16 protein-coding genes are annotated in these 18,156 nt (G+C 72.1%); 7 read left to right on the forward strand and 9 right to left on the reverse strand.

The features are described 5' to 3' along the window. Positions 1-49: 49 nt before the first annotated feature. Both ACIBEC_RS03510 and ACIBEC_RS03515 read left to right on the forward strand, forming a co-directional pair. On the forward strand, positions 50-1,447 hold the full coding sequence (locus ACIBEC_RS03510) for a right-handed parallel beta-helix repeat-containing protein (protein WP_360492124.1): 1,398 nt from the start codon (positions 50-52) through the stop codon (positions 1,445-1,447). Positions 1,448-1,687: 240 nt separating this feature from the next. Beyond that, positions 1,688-3,031, forward strand: a complete 1,344-nt coding sequence (locus ACIBEC_RS03515) for an MFS transporter (RefSeq protein WP_360492127.1) — start codon at positions 1,688-1,690, stop codon at positions 3,029-3,031. Positions 3,032-3,109: 78 nt separating this feature from the next. On the opposite strand, the gene ACIBEC_RS03520 is transcribed toward ACIBEC_RS03515, so the two are convergent. Continuing rightward, the gene (locus ACIBEC_RS03520; protein WP_360492130.1) at positions 3,110-5,101 is read right to left on the reverse strand and encodes a heavy metal translocating P-type ATPase; all 1,992 of its coding nucleotides are present in this window, start codon (positions 5,099-5,101) and stop codon (positions 3,110-3,112) included. Positions 5,102-5,198: 97 nt separating this feature from the next. Between ACIBEC_RS03520 and ACIBEC_RS03525 the strand changes: the two genes are divergently transcribed. Then, positions 5,199-5,564 (forward strand): metalloregulator ArsR/SmtB family transcription factor, encoded by a 366-nt coding sequence (locus ACIBEC_RS03525; RefSeq protein WP_360492133.1) that lies wholly within the window; start codon positions 5,199-5,201, stop codon positions 5,562-5,564. Between the two features lie 229 nt (positions 5,565-5,793). Here ACIBEC_RS03525 and ACIBEC_RS03530 read toward each other — a convergent pair whose 3' ends face one another. Both ACIBEC_RS03530 and ACIBEC_RS03535 read right to left on the reverse strand, forming a co-directional pair. After that, positions 5,794-6,054: a hypothetical protein gene (locus ACIBEC_RS03530; RefSeq protein ID WP_360492136.1), complete on the reverse strand. Its 261-nt coding sequence runs from the start codon at positions 6,052-6,054 to the stop codon at positions 5,794-5,796. After that, positions 6,051-6,452, reverse strand: a complete 402-nt coding sequence (locus ACIBEC_RS03535) for an ATP-binding protein (RefSeq protein ID WP_360492139.1) — start codon at positions 6,450-6,452, stop codon at positions 6,051-6,053. Before ACIBEC_RS03535 ends, ACIBEC_RS03530 begins: the two co-directional genes overlap by 4 nt. 245 nt (positions 6,453-6,697) lie before the next feature. On the opposite strand from ACIBEC_RS03535, the gene ACIBEC_RS03540 reads away from it, so the two are divergent. The 3 genes from ACIBEC_RS03540 (at position 6,698) to ACIBEC_RS03550 (ending at position 8,695) form a co-directional block, all read left to right on the forward strand. Beyond that, positions 6,698-7,546, forward strand: a complete 849-nt coding sequence (locus ACIBEC_RS03540) for a helix-turn-helix transcriptional regulator (protein WP_360492142.1) — start codon at positions 6,698-6,700, stop codon at positions 7,544-7,546. Next, on the forward strand, positions 7,543-7,767 hold the full coding sequence (locus ACIBEC_RS03545) for a DUF397 domain-containing protein (RefSeq protein ID WP_360492145.1): 225 nt from the start codon (positions 7,543-7,545) through the stop codon (positions 7,765-7,767). Before ACIBEC_RS03540 ends, ACIBEC_RS03545 begins: the two co-directional genes overlap by 4 nt. A gap of 154 nt (positions 7,768-7,921) precedes the next feature. Then, positions 7,922-8,695 carry a class I SAM-dependent methyltransferase gene (locus tag ACIBEC_RS03550; protein WP_360492148.1) on the forward strand — a complete coding sequence of 258 codons (774 nt, stop codon included), beginning with the start codon at positions 7,922-7,924 and terminating at the stop codon, positions 8,693-8,695. 39 nt (positions 8,696-8,734) lie between these two features. Here ACIBEC_RS03550 and ACIBEC_RS03555 read toward each other — a convergent pair whose 3' ends face one another. The 4 genes from ACIBEC_RS03555 to ACIBEC_RS03570 form a co-directional block, all read right to left on the reverse strand. Then, positions 8,735-9,529, reverse strand: a complete 795-nt coding sequence (locus ACIBEC_RS03555) for an NAD(P)-dependent oxidoreductase (protein ID WP_360492326.1) — start codon at positions 9,527-9,529, stop codon at positions 8,735-8,737. A gap of 304 nt (positions 9,530-9,833) precedes the next feature. Further along, positions 9,834-10,889, reverse strand: coding sequence for a hypothetical protein (locus tag ACIBEC_RS03560; RefSeq protein WP_360492151.1), 1,056 nt, complete (start codon positions 10,887-10,889; stop codon positions 9,834-9,836). A gap of 123 nt (positions 10,890-11,012) precedes the next feature. Further along, a complete protein-coding gene (locus ACIBEC_RS03565; RefSeq protein WP_360492154.1) occupies positions 11,013-13,067 on the reverse strand; it encodes a transglycosylase domain-containing protein in 2,055 nt (684 codons plus the stop codon). Between the two features lie 132 nt (positions 13,068-13,199). Beyond that, the gene (locus tag ACIBEC_RS03570; RefSeq protein WP_360492157.1) at positions 13,200-13,928 is read right to left on the reverse strand and encodes a dienelactone hydrolase family protein; all 729 of its coding nucleotides are present in this window, start codon (positions 13,926-13,928) and stop codon (positions 13,200-13,202) included. A 254-nt stretch (positions 13,929-14,182) separates the two neighbouring features. Between ACIBEC_RS03570 and ACIBEC_RS03575 the strand changes: the two genes are divergently transcribed. Further along, complete coding sequence (locus tag ACIBEC_RS03575) at positions 14,183-15,142, forward strand: hypothetical protein (RefSeq protein ID WP_360492160.1); 960 nt, start codon at positions 14,183-14,185, stop codon at positions 15,140-15,142. Positions 15,143-15,245: 103 nt separating this feature from the next. On the opposite strand, the gene ACIBEC_RS03580 is transcribed toward ACIBEC_RS03575, so the two are convergent. Continuing rightward, positions 15,246-15,971: a YoaK family protein gene (locus tag ACIBEC_RS03580; protein WP_396287716.1), complete on the reverse strand. Its 726-nt coding sequence runs from the start codon at positions 15,969-15,971 to the stop codon at positions 15,246-15,248. Between the two features lie 85 nt (positions 15,972-16,056). Next, positions 16,057-17,937 (reverse strand): amidohydrolase, encoded by a 1,881-nt coding sequence (locus ACIBEC_RS03585; RefSeq protein WP_360492332.1) that lies wholly within the window; start codon positions 17,935-17,937, stop codon positions 16,057-16,059. Positions 17,938-18,156 lie beyond the last annotated feature (219 nt).

Below are 18,156 nucleotides of genomic sequence, written 5' to 3' on the forward strand. Positions count from 1 at the left end.
TCCGTTTTCGGCATGCATGGGCGACATTGGAGACGATAGAACACGCCTTATGCAACTTTTGATCACACGTCAATTTCGCTCCGCCGCAGCGTCCACTACAACGTCCGCTACGACGCCCGCCACAACGCCCCCACGGGGAGCCGCGCTCCGCCACCTCCTCCCCGCCCTGCTCACCGCCGCCGCGCTCGCCGTCTCCGGCTGCTCGTCCACCGGTTCGACCTCGTCCGATGCACGACACCCGGAAGGCACGGTCGTTCGCGTCCCGCAGAACTTCCCGACCATCCAGCAGGCCGTGGACGTGGCCCGCGAGGGCGACACCGTCCTGGTCGAGCCGGGCACCTACCGCGAGAGCGTCCGGATCACCAAGCCCCGGATCGTGCTGCGCGGCACCGACCGCAACACCGTGGTCCTCGACGGCGGCGTGCGGCTCGTCAACGGCGTCACCGTCACCGGCCCGGGCTCGGTGGTCGAGAACCTGACCGTCCACGGCTACCTGGCCAACGGCGTCCTGTTCACCGGCGTCACCGACGAGAAACTGCAGCAGCGCGGCGCCGGCGGCTCCGCCTACGACCCCCTGGACACCGCCCGATTCCCCGTCGTCCAGGGCTTCCGCGCGACCCGCGTCACCGCCTACAACAACGGCCTGTACGGGATCTACGCCTTCGACGCGCGCGGCGGCGTCATCGAGGACTCGTACGCCTCCGGGCAGGCCGACTCCGGCATCTACGTCGGCCAGTGCAAGCCCTGCGACACCCTGGTGCGCGGCAACACCGTCGAGCGCAACGCCGTCGGCATCGAACTCACCAACGCCTCCGACGGGTTGAGCATCCTCGGCAACCGGGTCACCGGCAACCGCGTCGGCGTCACCGTCAACTCCAACGACCTCGAAGCCCTCGCCCCGCAGCACGGCGCGGTCATCGCGGGCAACGCCGTCACCGACAACAACGCCGCCGACACCCCCGAACAGGCCGACGGCGGCTACGGCATCGGGATCGGCATCGGCGGCGGTACGGCGAACCAGGTGCAGCGCAACCTCGTCCAGGGCAACCGCGCCGTCGGCATCGTCATCACCGACCCGCCCGGCCACCCGGCGAGCGGCAACCGCGTCGAGGGCAACCGCGCCACCGGCAACGGCACCGACCTCACCATGGCCTCCGTCGACCCGGGCAACTGCTTCACCGGCAACCAGCCCGCCGTGCAGAGCCCGGAGAACCTGGAGGCCGTGGCCGGCTGCGGAGTCCAGGGTCGCGGCCCGGTACCCGCCGGCCGCACCACCCCGGTCCAGGCGCCGCCCGGCATCCCGTTCAGCCAGGTCCCCGCCCCGCCCGCCCAGCCGTCACTGCCCGACCCGGCCGCCCCCGGCCGCCCCGCGACCGACCTCCCGGGCCCCGTCGACCCCGCCGCCTACCCGATCCCGGACACCGCCGACGCCGTCCCGAAGCACTGACCACCCCCACCCGCACCACCCCACCGGGCGGGCCCGCCGCCACCCACACACCCCGGGCCCGCCCCGACAGCCCGCCACTCTCGGCCGGCCGGGAACGCCGTCAAGAGTTCCCAAACCGGCAGGACAGTCCGGACAGCTCGGGACGACCCCGACTTCCTTGCCGACACGGGCAGTTCGGGACACCACGGGCAGTTCGGAATCCGCCCGAAAGACCCTCCGCGGACATGACATACTGCGTCGGTGACCGCAGCAGACCTGGCCGAGAAGCCACCCAAAAGCCGTCCGCAACTGGGCCGGAAGTTCACCCTGCTGTGGTCCGCCTCGGCGATCTCCTCGGTCGGCGACGGCATGCGGGACTCGGCCCTGCCGCTGCTGGCGGTGGCGGTCTCCGACTCGCCCAGCGCGGTCTCGGTGGTCTCCGTCGCCGCGTCGCTGCCCTTCCTGCTGATGTCGCTGTACGGCGGCGTACTCGCCGACCGGGCCGACCGGCGACAGCTGATGTGGACGATCGACGCCCTGCGCGCCGTCGTCGTCCTGGGCTTCGCCTGCTGGGTCTTCCTCGCCACCCCGCCGCTGGTCGCGCTCGCCGCACTGGCCTTCCTGCTCGGCTGCGGCGAGACGGTCTTCTCCAACGCCGCCACCTCGGCCGTCCCGGAGCTGGTCCGCCCCGACCAGCTGGACACCGCCAACGGCCGGATGCAGGCCAACATGCTCGTCGGCGGGAACCTGATCGGCCCGCTGCTCGGCTCGGTGCTGTTCGCCGTGGCCGCCGGCTTCCCCTTCACGGTGGACGGCGTCTCCTTCGCGCTCGCCGCCGTCCTGGTCGCCGCGACCGGCCGCTCCACCGCCGCCCGCGCCAAGGCCGGCCGCCCGGTGCTCACCGAGATCCGCGAGGGCGTCAGCTGGCTGTTCCGCCACCGCGAGGTGCGGATGCTCGCCGTGCTCTCCACCCTCGGCGCGCTGACCTGCTTCATGGGCACCACCATGATGGTGCTGATGGTCACCAAGGTCGTGAAGGCCCCCGCCGCCTCCTACGGCATCGTCCTCGCGGCCGGCGCGATCGGCGGCACCGCCGCGAGCACCCTGGCCGGCCGGCTCAGCAGCCTGCTCAGCCGGGGCACCCGGATCGCCCTCTCCTTCCTGCTGATGGGCGTCTCGCTGATCCTGATGGCGTTCAGCACCTCGGTGTTCGAGATCGCGGCGCTGTACGGCGTGATCGGCTTCGGCATCGTGACCTGGAACATCCAGGCGCTCTCGCTGCGCCAGCAGGCCATCCCGAAGGAGCTGCTCGGCCGGGTCAACAGCTGCTACATGCTGCTGAGCCGACTCGGCATCATGGGCGGCGCCGCGCTCAGCGGGTGGATCGCCTCCGTCACCAGCATCCGGACCCCGCTCGTCACGGGCGGCACCCTGCTGCTCGTGCTGCTGGTCGCCGTGCTCTTCCTGCTGCCCCGGATGACCGCGATGGAGGCCGCTCAGGCCCAGGCCCCCGAGCCGGAGGCCGCCGCCGCTCCCGCCCCCACCTCCGCTCCTTCCACCACCTCCGCCCCTGCCGAAAACGAGGCCAAGGACGAGGTCAAGTAGCCCTCGCCCGGGGGAGGCGGCTCCTCCCCCGGGCGAGGTACGGCAGCCGGCCGGGCCGGGCCTGGGCCTGGCCGGGCCTCAGCTTCCGTCCTCGGCAGAGGCCTTGGCCCACGCGGCCTCGCGCAGCAGCCGCAGCCCGTTGAGGCCGACGATGACGGTGGAGCCTTCGTGGCCGAGCACGCCGAGCGGCAGCGGCAGGGTGGCGACCAGGTCCCAGACCACCAGGGTCGAGATGAACACCGAGGCGATCACCAGGTTCTGCACCACCAGGCCCCGCGCCCGCCGGGAGAGCGCCACCACAGCCGGGACGGTGGCGAGTTCGTCGCGGACGACGACCGCGTCGGCGGTCTCCAGGGCCAGGTCGGAGCCGGCCCGTCCCATGGCGACGCCGGTGTGCGCGGCGGCCAGCGCGGGCGCGTCGTTGACGCCGTCGCCGACCACCAGCACCTTGCGCCCGGCCGCTTCCTGGTCCCGTACGGCGGCGACCTTCTCCCTCGGCAGCAGCCCGGCCCGGACCTCGTCGATGCCGACCTCGGCGGCGACCCGGGCGGCGGCGCGCGGGTTGTCGCCGGTGAGCAGCACCGGCGTGCGGCCGGTGAGCCGGGTCAGCGCGGTGACGGTGGCGGCGGCGTCGGGGCGCAGCCGGTCGGCGAGTCCGAGCAGGCCGACCGGGATGCCGTCGACCTCGACCAGGGCGGCGGTGCGGCCGGCTTCCTCCAGTTCGGCGGCGAGTTCGGCGGCTTCGGTGGAGGCGGTGTCGGTCCGGTCGTTGATCAGCCGCGCCGGCGCGCCGACCGCGACGACCCGCCCGCCGACGGTGGCGGTGACGCCGGCCCCGGGGACGGCGGCGAAGTCCTCCGCGGGCGCCGGGGTGAGTCCTCGGGCGCGGGCGGCGTCGACGACGGCGCGGCCGAGCGGGTGTTCGCTGGCGTGTTCGGCGGCGGCCGCGAGTGCGAGCAGGTCGTCGTCGGAGAGACCGGATCCGCTCAGCGGGTGGATGTCACTGATCCGGGGCGTGCCTTCGGTCAGGGTGCCGGTCTTGTCCAGGGCGGCGGCGTCGGTCTGTCCGAGGCGTTCCATCACCACGGCGGACTTCACCAGGACGCCGTGCCGTCCGGCGTTGGCGATGGCGGAGAGCAGTGGTGGCATGGTGGCCAGAACGACGGCGCACGGCGAGGCGACGATCATGAAGGTCATCGCCCGCAGCAGTGAGCCGGTGAAGGCCGCGCCGAGGGCGAGGGGCACGGCGAAGACGGCGAGGGTGGCGATCACCATGCCGATCGAGTAGCGCTGCTCGACCTTTTCGATGAACAGCTGGGTCGGCGCCTTGGTCTCGGAGGCCTCTTCGACCATCGCGACGATCCGGGCGATCACCGAGTCCGAAGCGTCCCGGTCGACCGTGACGCGCAGCGCGCCGGTGCCGTTGAGGGTACCGGCGAACACCTCGTCGCCGATCTGCTTGGCAACGGGAAGTGGTTCGCCGGTGATGGTGGCCTGGTCGACGTCGCTCGCGCCGTCGAGCACCCGCCCGTCGGCACCGATCCGCTCTCCCGGCCGGACCAGGACGGTGTCGCCGACGGCCAGCTCCCCGGTCGGCAGGGTCTCCTCCCGGCCGTCGGGCAGCAGCCGGGTGGCGGTGGCCGGGGCGAGGTCGAGCAGCCCGCGCACGGAGTCGGCAGTACGGGCGGTGGCGAGCGCTTCCAGGGCGCCGGAGGTGGCGAAGATGACGATCAGCAGCGCGCCGTCCATGACCTCGCCGACGGCGGCGGCGCCGAGCGCGGCGACGATCATCAGCAGGTCGACGTCGAGGGTCTTCTCGCGCAGCGCCTGCAGGCCCGCCCAGGCGGGCTCCCAGCCGCCGGTGGCGTACGCGAGCGCGGCTGGCGGGCCCCAGGCCCAGGCGGGGGCGCCGGTCAGCTGGAGCGGCAGGGCGATCAGGAAGAGCGTCGTCGCGGTGGCGGCCCAGCGGGCTTCGGGCAGCGAGAGCACCCGGGTGCGCCGTCGGGGTGCGGGGTCCGGGCGCCGGGCGGCCTGGGGTGCGGGGCGCTCGATGAGGGTGGAGGAGGGCATGGCGGGGAGGACCTTCGGGGCAGGGCGAGCCAAGGACTCATCCACCATACATGAACATATGAACGCTCCTTCATGGATGAGTTGTAGTATTGGCCGCATGGGTCATGGAGCCGCCCCCGCCACCGCCGTCCAGCACACACGCCTGGACGCCGTCAGCGCTGCCCGGGTGGCCACCACCCTCCAGGCCCTGGCCACCCCCTCCCGCCTGCTGATCCTCTCCCGCCTCCGCGAGGGCCCCTGCGCCGCCACCGAACTCGCCACCGAGGTCGGCCTCGAACAGTCCGCCTGCTCCCACCAACTGCGACTGCTGCGCAACCTCGGCCTCGTCGTCGGGCAGCGCCAGGGCCGCTCGGTGGTCTACGCGCTGTACGACAACCATGTCGCGGCCCTCCTCGACCAGGCCATCTACCACATCGAGCACCTGCGGCTCGGGCTCAGCGACGCACCGGACACCGCGGAGTAGCGCACGAACGAGTAACACCCGAACGAGTAACGAGTAGCGCGCGAGGAGGCGTCCGCTACGCGATGGCAGGGGTATGCTTCGGCCGCCCGGCGGGCCCGGCCGGGCGGCTGGAGTCGGGCTGTGCGTCAGGCCACCGATCGGCGCTCGCGGTCGGGGCGGTGGGGCATCCCCCGGGCGGCCACCGCGCCGAGCGCGACGACCGCGATGGCGAGGAGCGCCGCGAGGCCGATCAGGAGTCGCACGGGGCCTCGACCTTCCCGTGCCCCCGGAGGAGGGCGAGCAGGTTCAGGACAGTGCTGGCCGGGGCGTTGCCGAAGCGGACGAGCACGCGGCCGTCCACGACGCTGTCCGTGGTGACGGACGGCCAGAGCAGGCCGAAGTTCCGGCCACGCTCCTGGAGTTCGGCGATCAGGTAGGCGACCTCCGGCTCGGTGTAGCTCCGCATCAGCGGGTCGGCCGGCTCGATCGGGCGGCCATCGGCGGCGGTCACGCGGCGGCGTCCAGCTCGAACCAGCAGGACTTCCCGGACTTCCGGGGCTCGGCGCCGAAGCGGTGGGTGAGGGAACGGACGAGGTGCAGGCCCCGGCCGGAGACGGCGTAGGGGTCGGAGTCGTCCCGCTGGAGCGGGAGGACGGGGCTCGCGTCGCTGACGGACACCCGGAGGACCCGGTCGAGCACCACGATCACGACGAGCGGCGACGGACTGCCGCCGTGCCGCCAGGCATTGACGAACAGTTCGAGCAACGCGAGCTCCGCGTCGGCGACCAGGTCGGGCTTCCACCCGGCGCGCGCCGTCGCCTCGCGCAACTCCTCGCGCGCGGCCGACCAGTCAGGGGGAAGTTCGAGGGAGAACACGAAGAGACCTCCGTGGGGGATGAAGTGGATCATGCGGCGCCGCATACCGACAGAAACGTCGCAGAGCACGGCGAGATCACCAGTCGCCGCCTACTCGGCGCATGCGACTGGCTACGCTCAGCATGACGTGAGGGCCATCACGTGCGCAAGCAGACTCAACTAATCTGCAAAATCTCATATCGAACCCGAATTCGGTGCCATCCTCTGCCAGTTGTCGGTAGCGCTGACGCAAGGGACACAGGCAGACTGGTCAACCGACAGGTCAGGAGGGGCAAGGCATGGCGGTATCAACCGTTCGGCGTCGTCGGCTGGGCGAAGAGCTTCGAAGGCTGCGGGAGCAGAAGAAGATCGCAGCGGACACGGCAGCCGAAGCCACCGGCATGAGCCTGGCCAAGCTGAACCGGATCGAGAACGCCCGCACCGCAGCCAAGATCGAGGACGTCAACAGGCTCCTCGACCACTACGGTTGCGACGACCAGGAGTTCCGCGCCGGCTTGATCGCCATCACCAAGGACGGCAGCAAGCGGGGCTGGTGGTTGAGCTACCGCGATGTGATCAATGCTTCCGCGACCGACCTGATCACGCTCGAAACCGAGGCTTCGACCTTCAAGACCTACGAACCCGCCTTCATCCCGGGCCTCTTCCAGACTGCCGAATACGCCCGGCTGGTCATCGACCGGCTTCGGACCATGCAGGGCGGCACCGTTGACGATCTCGTGCAGGTCCGCATGGCACGGCAGTCCATCCTCACCCGCCCGAACCCCGTCGAGGTCTGGGCGGTCATCCATGAAGCCGCGCTCCGTGCGATCGCAAATCGCCCCGACGTCATGGGTCCGCAACTCGACAAGCTGCTCACGCTCAGTCGGCTGGCGAACGTCAACATCCAGATCATGCCTGCAGGTGCGGCAATCCACCCAGGCATGAGCGGCGCGTTCGCCCTGCTCGGATTCCCTCAGCGGAAGGATCTCGACGTCGTGTTCGTCGAAGGGGCGCTGAACGGGTTCTGGGTCGAGGACCCGACCGACGTCGAGTCGTACCGGGCGAAGTTTCAGGAGATCACTGCCGAAGCCCTGTCAGTTGACTCATCGCTCGACTTCATCACCGCACAGAGGGACAAGATCAAGTGACCTACTACTACCCCGACGCTTCCACCACCGGGTTCGACTTCAAGAAGTCCAGTTACAGCGGCGGTAACGAGAACTGTGTCGAGTTCGCGATCCTTCCCGAAACGGTCGCGATCCGAGACAGCAAGGACCACAACGGCCCCGCCCTGTCCTTCGACCGCGCCGCCCACGCCGCCTTCGTCAACGCCGTCGCCACCGGGGAGTTCGACTTCGGGCTCCTCTGAGCAGTCCCGCTGAGCGGTGCCTCGCCCTGCTCGGGCGAGGCACCGCCTTCTCATGGCGTTCTGAGGTCGGGCCAGCAGAACTGGACCTTGCGTCGTTCGTCGCACCGATACGCTGGGCTGCCCCGGTCACCTCAGTGACGTCATAGGAGTTGCGATGGATGAACGGCTGCTCCACAGCTCGTCGTTCGGCGCGGCGGCGGCCGCCTACGCCGAGCACCGCCCGGACTACGCGCAGGCCGCCGTGCGCTGGGCGCTCGAACCGGCGCCCGGGCCGCGGGTGCTCGACCTCGGTGCCGGGACGGGCAAGCTGACCGGCACACTGCTCGCGATGGGCGTCGACGTCGTCGCGGTCGAGCCCGACCCGGCGATGCTGGCCGAGCTGCGCCGCGGCCTCCCGACCGTGCGCGCGCTGCCGGGCAGCGCCGAGGCGATCCCGCTCCCGGACGGGTCCGTCGACGCCGTGGTGTCCGGCAACGCCATGCACTGGTTCGACATGGACCTCGCGGGCCCGGAGATCGCCAGGGTCCTCTCCCCCGGCGGGGTCCTGGCCGGGCTGTGGAACGTCTTCGACGACGGGGTCGACTGGGTGGCCGGGCTCGCGCGGGTCAGCGGCAGCGCGGCCGTCGGCCCGCGCGACGTGCCCGCCGGCTGGCGTGCCGAGACGGCCGGCCTGCACCGTCCCACGGCGGGTGGGGACGCCCGGTTCGACTCGCCGGAGCAGGCCGAGTTCCCGCACGGGCAGCGCCGGACCGCCGACTCCCTCGTCGCGACCCTCGGGACGAAGGCGGGCATGCTGGTCATGCCGGACCGGGAACGGGAGGCCGCGCTGGCCCGGACCCGCGCCTACCTCGCGAGCCGACCGGAAACCGGCGACGGCGAGTTCACCCTGCCCATGCTGACCGGCGTGCTGCGCGTCCGGCGGATGTGACGCCCGATCCTCGGGGCGCCTCGGGCGAATTCTCGGGAATCAGCGCCCGGCCTGCGTGAATCCGCCACCGAGGTAGCGGAACTCCGGGTCGTCGGCGGGCAGCTCACCGAGCTTCGCGATCAGCTCGGCGGCGAACACCTCGGCGTCGTCGAGCGGTTGGTAGCCGAGCGCCCGGGCCGACGCGAGGTCCCACCAGGCCCGGGTGTTGGCGGAGATGCCGTAGGCCACGGTGTGGCCGGCCACCGGCCCGGTGAGCGCGGCGTGCACCAGCCGGGCGCAGTCGCCGGGGCTGAGCCAGGTGGCGAGCATCCGGATGCTGCGGGGCTCGGCGGTGAAGGAACCGATCCGCAGCGAGACCGTCTCCATCCCGTGCCGGTCGGCGTACAGCGAGGCGAGGTTCTCGCCGAAGCACTTGGAGAGCCCGTAGTAGGTGTCGGGCCGCTGCGGGGTGTCCACCGGCACGGTGCCGCCGTCGGCGGGCCGCTCGGTGAAACCCACCGCGTGGTTGCTGCCGGCGTTGACGATCCGCCGCACGCCCGCCGCCCGGGCGGCGTCGTAGAGCCGGTACGTGCCCTCGATGTTGGCGGCGAGGATGTCGGCGAACGGCGCCTCCCCCGGGATCCCGGCCAGGTGGACGACGGCATCGACGCCGTCCATCGCCGAGGCCAGCGCCGCGGAATCCCGCAGGTCGGCGATGATCGCCTCGGGTTCACCGGGCACCGGGGCGCGGTCGAAGCAGCGCAGCCGGTAGCCGTAGGCGGGCAGGAGCTCCCGCAGGCAGGTCCCGATGCGGCCGGCGGCACCGGTCAGCAGCACCTCGCGCGGCTGGTCCACCCTCTGTTGCGCGTCCATGGTTCCTCACAGACTCTTCGAACTGACGCTCGTATTTCGGCGAGGTGCGACGATACCTGATGGAACGACAGAGGTCCTTGCAGTAAACGGAGTCCGCGCCCCTCGGCGAAGAAACCGCTTCGCCGAGTGGCGGGAGCCCGCCGGACCGGACTGCCCGCCGACAGCCCGGCCCGGCACCCCGGGGTGCGTGCACCCCGGAGGCCTGACAGGTGCCCAGTCATCGGTCGGTGGCGGACACGGCGGGGCCGACGGCTGTGCGGCGTTCGTCTGCCCCGTTCCGTCCGGTTCATTCCCCTTCGTACCGCGGGGCACCGGCGCCACCCCGGCCGCCCTCGCCGCCCACCGCCCGCGCCCCGCGCAGCGTCACCCCGAAGTGGGTGCGGAGCCGCCGGATCTCCCACCAGGCGACGGCGGTCACCGTCGCCGGGCCGCCGATGACGGCGCCCAGCTCGACGGGCAGCGGGCCGGGCGGCAGGCCTCCGAACAGCAGCCCGATCGCGGCGAGTTCCCACACCAGGACGCCCGTCAGCACCGGTGGGAAGACGGCGTGCACCCGGTCCAGGGTGAAGGCCGTGCGGACGACGGTCGGCGAGGCGAACGCCACGAACATCAGCGCCCAGATCGGCGCGGCCAGGAGCAGCAGGTCGACCAGCGCGCCGACCAGCACCACCTGGACCGAGCCGCGTGCCTGGGCGACGAGCCAGAGCAGCACCGGCACCACCGTGCAGGCGCCGACGTACTGCAGTGCCTTCAGCACGGCCGGCCGCACCTGGGCGCGCATCGCGGGCCGCAGGGCCGGGCCGGCGAGCCGGAACAGGATGCCGACCACCACCGGGGCCGTCACCAGTACCAGCCAGGGCGTGATCACCAGCCGGAGCTGGAACTGGTCGTTGGCCTCGCTCCAGTCCTCCGGCGAACCGTAGACCGCCAGCACCAGGAAACCGGCCACGAGCGCCAGCCACCCCCGTATCCGCTGCACCCGCAGCACCACCGGGTCGGTGATCCCCCGCGGGCCCGGCACGGCGAACACCCTCCGGGCCAGCCGTCGCGCCGAGCGCGCCATCGGGTAGAGGCCGAGGAAGACCAGGAACGGCCACAGGCAGAAGAGCAGCGGTAGTACCCAGCAGCCGATCGCCTTGCGCGCGGGCGCCAGCAACTCCCGCAGCGTGGGCCACTCCTCGCCCCGGAAGCGCTGCCACAGCGGCACCCGCGGCTGTTGACCATGGCCGTAGCCATGGCCGTAGCCGTGGCCGTGGCCGTAGCCGTAGTCCTGCCCATGGCCGTAGCCCTGCCCGTACCCGTAGCCCTGCTGCTGGTACGGGTTCTGCTCTCCGTAGGTCATGCCGAGGTCCTCACGCGGTCGCCCCCGTCGACCGGAGACCCGGCCGACTACCGACCGCCGCACCCTACTGCCGCACACCCACCCTTCGTCCACCCACTTTCGTCCACCCGCCCCCGTGCCGCGCTACGGCAGCTGGATCGCGGGGAAGGTGCCGGCCGGGGTGCCGTCGAGGGCGCCGTCCATAGCGTCGCGCCAGATCGGGCCGGCCAGGGTGCCGCCGAAGGCCTGGCCGACGACCTTGCCGCCGATCCGCTGGCCGTCCAGCGGCTTGGGGTTGTCGGTGTCGCTGACGACGGTGGCGCCGGCCATCTCCGGGGTGTAGCCGACGAACCAGACCTGGCGGCTCTCGTTGGTGGTGCCGGTCTTGCCCGCGCTGTCCCGGCCGGTGAGGCCGGCCGCCTTTCCGGTGCCGTCCTCCACGACGCCCTTGAGCATCGCGGTGACGGTGTCGGCGGTGTCGGCGGACATCACAGCGGAGCAGTTCGCCTGCGGCACGGCCGGCTGCTTGCCGTCGGGGCCGGTCACCGAGGTGATGGCGGTCGGCGCGCAGTAGGTGCCGTGGGCGGCGAAGGTCGCGTAGACGCCCGCCATCTCCAGCGGGGTCAGGTCGTTGCTGCCGAGCGTCATCGACGGCACCACCTGGAGCTTCTCGCCGCCCGCCTGCTCGGTGATGCCGAGCTTGTTGGTCATCTGGGCGACGTTGCAGAGCCCGGTGTCGGCCTCCAGCTTCGCGAAGTAGGTGTTGACCGACTGGGCCATCGCCGTCTTCATGGTGAACTGGCCGGTGAGGGACTGGCTGTCGTTGTGCACCTGCCCGGCCGACGGGAACTTCCCGCCGGAGCAGTCCTTCATCGCCGGCCACGGGATGCTGTAGTCGGTGGTGTAGCTCTGGCCCGGCGTGAGGCCGTTCTCCAGGGCCGCCGCCGCGACGATCGGCTTGAACGTCGAACCGGTCGGGAAGCCGAGCCCGCCGCCCATGGCCTTGGTGGCGTTGTAGTTGATCTGGGTCTGGTTCTGCTTGTCATCGACACCGTACGGGCGGCTCTGGCCCATCGCGAGGATCCTGCCGGTGCCCGGCTCGACGATGCTCATCGCGGTCGCCGCCTGATCGCCCGCGTTCACGTGGCTGGTGACCGAGGAGTTGAGGGCCGCCTGCGCCTTGGGGTCGAGCGTGGTGTGGATCTGCAGCCCGCCGCGCTTCCACACGGCCTGCCGCTCGGCCGCCGACTTCCCGAAGGCCGGGTCGGTGAGCACCACCTTGCGCACGTAGTCGCAGAAGAAGCCCTCGCCCTGCTTGGCCAGGATGCAACCCTGCTGCGGGGCCTGGACGTTGAGCCCCAGCGGGGTGGCGATGGCCTGCTGGGCCTCCTCCTTGGTGATGTGCCCGTACTCGGCCATCTTGCGCAGCACGGTGTCGCGCCGGTCCTTGGCCGCCGTCGGGTCGACCACCGGGTCGTAGCCGCTGGGCGACTGCACCAGGCCGGCCAGCATCGCGGCCTGCGGCAGGGTGAGGTCCTTGGCGTGGACGCCGAAGTAGCGCCGCGCGGCCGACTCGATGCCGTAGGCCTTCTCCCCGAAGAAGGTGATGTTCAGGTAGTTGGTGAGGATCTGGTCCTTGCCCAGGGTCTCCTCGACCTTGATCGCGTACTTCAGCTCCTGGATCTTGCGGCCGATGGTCTGCCGCTGCGCCTCCTGGACCTTCTTCGGGTCGTCGCCCGCCTCGTCGACGAACACGTTCTTCACGTACTGCTGGGTCAGGGTGGACGCACCCTGAGCGGTGGTGCCCGAGGAGGCGTTCTTGTCCACGGCGCGCAGCACCCCCTTGAGGTCGATCGCGCCGTGCTCGTAGAAGCGGTTGTCCTCGATGTCCACCAGTGCGGTCTTCACCAGCGGGGATATCTGGTCCGCCGACACCACGGTACGGTCCCGGTCGTACACGGTGGCGATCGTGCCGCCCTGGGCGTCGAGGATCGTCGAGGCCTGGGACAGTGCCGGCGTCTTGAAGTCGTCGGGCAGGTTCTGGAAGTCGTCCGCCGCCGACTGGGCGCCCAGCCCGGCCGCCGCCACCGCGGGCAGCGCGATCCCCGCCGCCACGGCACCGGCGACCACGCTGATCCCGATCAGCCGCAGCCCGTGCCCGAACTTCCGCATACCCGTCCCCACCAGCTTCTCTGCCATACGAGGACCCTACGTGCACGTCATGAGGAACTCGTAAGGGATCCGGCACCGCCCTGTCACAGCTCTGCGACAGGGCGGTGCCGCCTCCCTGGGCTGCCGGTCTACGGGCGCTCGGGCCTACGGGCAGCGGGTTTACAGGCGCTCGGCGAGGGCCTGGTGGACGCGGTGCCAGGCATCGGCGGTCGCGGCGGCGTCGTGCTCGGCCGGGCGGTCGGCGGCGAAGCCGTGGCGGGCGCCCGGGTAGGTGATCAGTTCGTGATCGACCTTGGCGTCGGTCAGCCGCTGCTCGGCCGCCTGCCACTCCTCCTGCGGGAGGATGTGGTCCAGCTCGCCGCAGAAGCCGAGCAGGTACACGCCGTTGGCGGCGATGCGCTCGGCCGTCTCCAGCGGCGGCACCGGGCCGACCAGCGGGAAGCCGGAGTTCAGCAGCCAGCCGGGGTAGAACACCGCGGCCAGCTCGAAGCGCAGCTCGGTGGCGGCGCGCACGGCGATGTGCCCGCCCATGCTCGTTCCGACGAACGCCACGCCGCGCCCGCCGGCCAGGGTCCGGGCCTCCGCCAGGGCCGCGGCGGCGTCGGCGACCAGTTCGTCGCGGTCCAGGGCGCGCATCAGCACCAGGCCCGCCTCCCGCTCCTCCGCGCTGTACCCGAGTTCGGTGCGGCGGGCGTTGCGCCAGTAGAAGTCCGGCGCCACCGCCACGTACCCGAGGCCCGCCAGCTCGGCGCAGACGCCCCGCAGGTACGCATTGACCCCGTACAGCTCGGAGCAGACCACCACCGCCCCGCGCACCTCGCCCTCCGGGCGGTGCACGTACGCCTCGACCCCGCCGGGCGTGCCCAGCTCCTGCCACTGACCTGTCATCAGATCCCCCGTTGAGTCGGCCGGAAAGTACCGCTGCGCATCGTAGTGCCACCCGGGGCCGGGACAGGAGCAGGACAAGGGCTGAGACAAGGGCAAGAGCTGAGACAAGGACAAGGACTTGGTATGACCGCGGCAAACACTTCCCCCCGCCGCCTCCGCGCATCTGGACGGGCCCACCGTCGGGTTGATGTGGTGTCGGGGCTCCGATCTCGCACGTACGGACCTCCCACACCCTCACACTCGGGAGCACACGCATGCGCAAGTCGTTCAAGGCCGCCGCCCACACCCTGGCCGCGCTGGCCCTGGCCGCCGTCGGCACCACTTCGCTGGCCACCGGAGCCGAGGCGCAACCCGCCCCGGCGCCCGCCCACTTCGGGGCCAAGCCGCTCGTCCCTGCCGCCCCCGCCGCCGCCTCGCAGCAGCGGGCCGCCTCGGCCGCCTCCGGCAACACCCTGAAGGTCGGCTCCAGCGCCGGCCAGGGTGTGGTGTCCCCCACCCCCAAGGTCTACCTGGTCTTCTGGGGCTCGCAGTGGTCCTCCGACCCCGCCGGGGTCGCGCCCGACCTGCAGAACATGTTCAAGGGCCTCTACGGCAGCCAGGACACCTGGGGCACCATCCTCGACCAGTACTGCGAGGGCGTCGCCAAGGGCACCGTCACCTGCGGTACCAAGGGCGTCCACGTCCAGCACCCCACGTCCTCGCCGCTGGCCGGCGTGTGGTTCGACAACGCAGCCGCCGCACCCACCCAGGCGACCTCCACGCAGATCGCCGCCGAGGCCGTGAAGGCCGCCGGCCACTTCGGCAACACCACCCAGGCGCCCAACCTCAACGCCCAGTACGTGGTCGTCTCCCCCACCCACACGCACCCGGACGGCTTCCCCAACACCGGCTTCTGCGCCTGGCACGACAAGACCAGCGCCTCGTACGGCACCCTGGCCTACACCAACCTCCCGTACATCCCGGACAACGGGGCGGGCGCCTGCACGACGTTCACGGACGGACGGCTGCTCTCCGGCATCGAGTCCACCGAGACGCACGAGTACGCCGAGACGGTCACCGACTTCTGGCCCAGCATCGGCTGGAACGGCGGCGGCGGGGAGATCGGCGACGCGTGCGTCGACCTCGACGCCTACGTCGCCCTGAGCACCGGCACCTTCGACCTCCAGGGCCTGTGGTCGAACAGCGCCAACAAGTGCGTGACGCGCGGCCAGTAGCGTTCACCCGGAGCCCCGTTCCCGTCCGCCGGACGGGGGCGGGGCTCCGCACCATCGGCAGCCGGTGCGCCGGCCGGCCCCGGTCGCCCCCGGCGTCGTCGGCTCACTCGCGGTAGAGCAGGACGGTGACCCCGGCGAGGGCCGCGCTGGCCACCAGGGCCCAGGCGAGCTGCCCGTGCAGGACCAGGACCGCGCCGGGGGCGGCGCCGGCGAGCATGGTGGCGACAGAGAGGATCCGCCTGGTCCGGCGGGGGGCGGTGCCGCCGGCCAGGCGGGAGTCGGCGGCCAGGCCGGTCAGGGTGAGGGTGAGCACGGTGGTGGTGAGGTCCGGTATCCCGAGGCCGCGGACCGTGCCGTTGCGCAGGCCCATCGCCAGGGCGAGCAGCGCGATCACGCCATACTGCGCGGGGCCGTCCGCACTCCAGGCGAAGACCACGGCGGCGGCCGCGCCATGCAGCGCGACCTCCAGGACCAGGGCCGTACGCACCAGGCGCGGGCGCCGGGTGCCGGCGTGCCGCGCGGCGAGGCGCCCGGCCAGGACGGCGCCAAGGAGGAAGGCGGCGAGGGAGGTCAGCGAGCCGACGACGGAGAAGCCGGGCGCTCCGGCGAGGGCGAAGGCGATGACGACGACATTGCCGGTCATGTTCGCGGTGAAGACGTGGCCGAGGCCGAGGTAGCTCACGGCGTCGATCAGGCCGCTGACCATGGTGAGGCCGAACAGGGCCAGGGCCAGCGGGTGGCGGTCGCGGATCTGCGCCCCGGGCAGCTGCGGCGGGGACGCGGTGCGGGACTCGTGCGCGGGCACAGGCTCGGGCGCGGGCGTGGTCACGACGGCTCCTCGTGTCGAAGTAGGGGAAGGTGGGCGACGGCACCGCCTCGGTCCGGCGGTGCCCACTGGTGGAATTGACGGACCATCAGAAGAAACACGGGTCCGTCGGCACCGCAGAGTGCCCGGGGAGGGTGGCGAGGCCACGGGCCGCGCGCCAGGCGTGCTGTTCGCCGGAGGCCGCCACGGCCTCCAGGACGCTCTCGGCCTGGAGGACGCCGGCCGGGCCGGGGGCGGGGGTGGCGTGGTAGCCGCCGAACCGCGCGACCGGGCTCCAGGGCGGCGTCACCGCAGGCAGGTCGGGGGCCAGGCCCTGGTGCTCCTGCGTCCCGTGGACGATGCGTCCGCCGACGACGGTGAGGACGGACTCGATGTGCGGGATGTCGGCCTCGGGCACGGTGAAGTAGTCGGCGCTGAGCAGCGCGATATCGGCGTAACTTCCCACTGTCAGACGGCCCTTGACGTCCTCCTCGCCGGTGAGGCGGGCGCCGCCGAGGGTGTAGAGCTCCAGGGCCTGTTCGCGGCTGAGCCGGTTGTGCTCGGCGGCGAGGCGGCGCCCGCTGACCGCGCGGCCGGAGACCAGCCAGTGCAGGGCGACCCAGGGGTTGTAGGAGGAGACCCGGGTGGCGTCGGTGCCGGCGGCGACGGTGAGGCCGCGGTCCAGCATGGCGCGCAGCGGCGGCGCCTCGGCGGCCACCGGGGCGCCGTAGCGGGAGACGAAGGCCTCGCCCTGGAAGGAGAGGCGGTTCTGCACGGAGACGGCGCCGCCGAGGGCGGCGATCCGGTCGAGGCTGTCGGGGCTGACGGTCTCCGCGTGGTCGAAGAGCCAGCGGTTGCCGTGGGGGAAGAGGCCTTCGGCGGCGAGCTTCTCGAAGACGGCGAGGTCACGGCGGATGGTCTCGTCGTAGGTGGCGTGCAGCCTGAATCCCCAGCCGTGCTCCGTCAGCAGGCGGACTGCCTTCTCGAACTCCGTCTCATAGGAGCTGAGTTGGGGGCGTGGTTCGGCGAAGTTCTCGAAGTCGGCGGCGGCCCAGGTGAGGTTCTCCCCCGCGCCGTTGAGGCGCAGCCACTCGTCGCCTTCGCCGGGGCGCACGGTGTCGACCCAGCGCCTGAGGTCGTCGAGTTCCTGCCCGGCGGTCTGCGGGAAGAGGTGGTAGGCGATGCGCAGGGTCAACTGGCCCTGGCGGGCGAGCTCCATGACGGTGCCGTAGTTCTCGGGGAAGCCCTGGAAGCCGCCGGCGGCGTCGATCGCGGAGGTGAGGCCGAAGCGGTTGAGCTCGCGCAGGAAGTGCCTCGTTGAGCCGATGCGATCGGCTTCGTCCAGGGTGGGCGCCTTGGCGAGGGTGGAGTAGAGCAGCAGGGCGCCCGGCGCGGCGATCAGCAAGCCGGTCGGTTCACCGTCGTGTCCGCGGACGATCTGGCCGCCGGCGGGGTCGGGGGTGTCGCGGGTGAAGCCCGCGGCGCGCAGCGCGGCCTTGTTGAGCAGGGCCGACTGGTAGAGGTGCAGCACGAAGACGGGGGTGTCGGGCGCCGCGGCGTTGAGCTCGGCCAGGGTGGGCAGGCGCCGCTCGGCGAACTGGTCGGCGGACCAGCCGCCGACCACCCGCACCCACTGGCCGGGCGGGGTGCGCTCGGCCTGCAGCCGGAGCATGGCCAGGGCTTCGCGCAGTGTCGGGACGCCGTCCCAGCGCAGTTCCAGCACGTAGTTGAGGCCGCCGCGGATGACGTGCAGGTGCGCGTCGTTGAGTCCGGGGACGGCCCGACGGCCGAGCGCGTCGACGACCCGGGTGTCGGGGCCGACCAGCGGGACCACGTCCGCGTCGTCACCGACCGCCTGGATCAGCCCGTCCCGGACGGCCAGCGCGCCGGCCCGGGGGCGGCGCGGGTCGTTGGTGTGCACCTTGGCGTTGCGGATGACCAGGTCGGCGGGCAGGGCGGGGGCGCCGGGACGGATCCCGGCGACGGGCATGCTGGACAACGAGGGGTCCCTTCGTACGGTGGTCTCGGCCCGACAGGGCCACCCGGCGAAACCTAGGCAGCAGACCGGCACCCGACGCACTTCGCAGCGCATCGCGACTTGCCCCGCAGCGCACTGCGGTCGGGGCCGGACGCGGCGCCGACCTACCGTGCGTTGTCGGAACAGTCCAGGGCGCACAGCGAGCAGAACCACCGGCCGATCGCCGACTAA

It is taken from the genome of Kitasatospora sp. NPDC051164, assembly GCF_044455625.1.
Lineage (GTDB): Bacteria > Actinomycetota > Actinomycetes > Streptomycetales > Streptomycetaceae > Kitasatospora.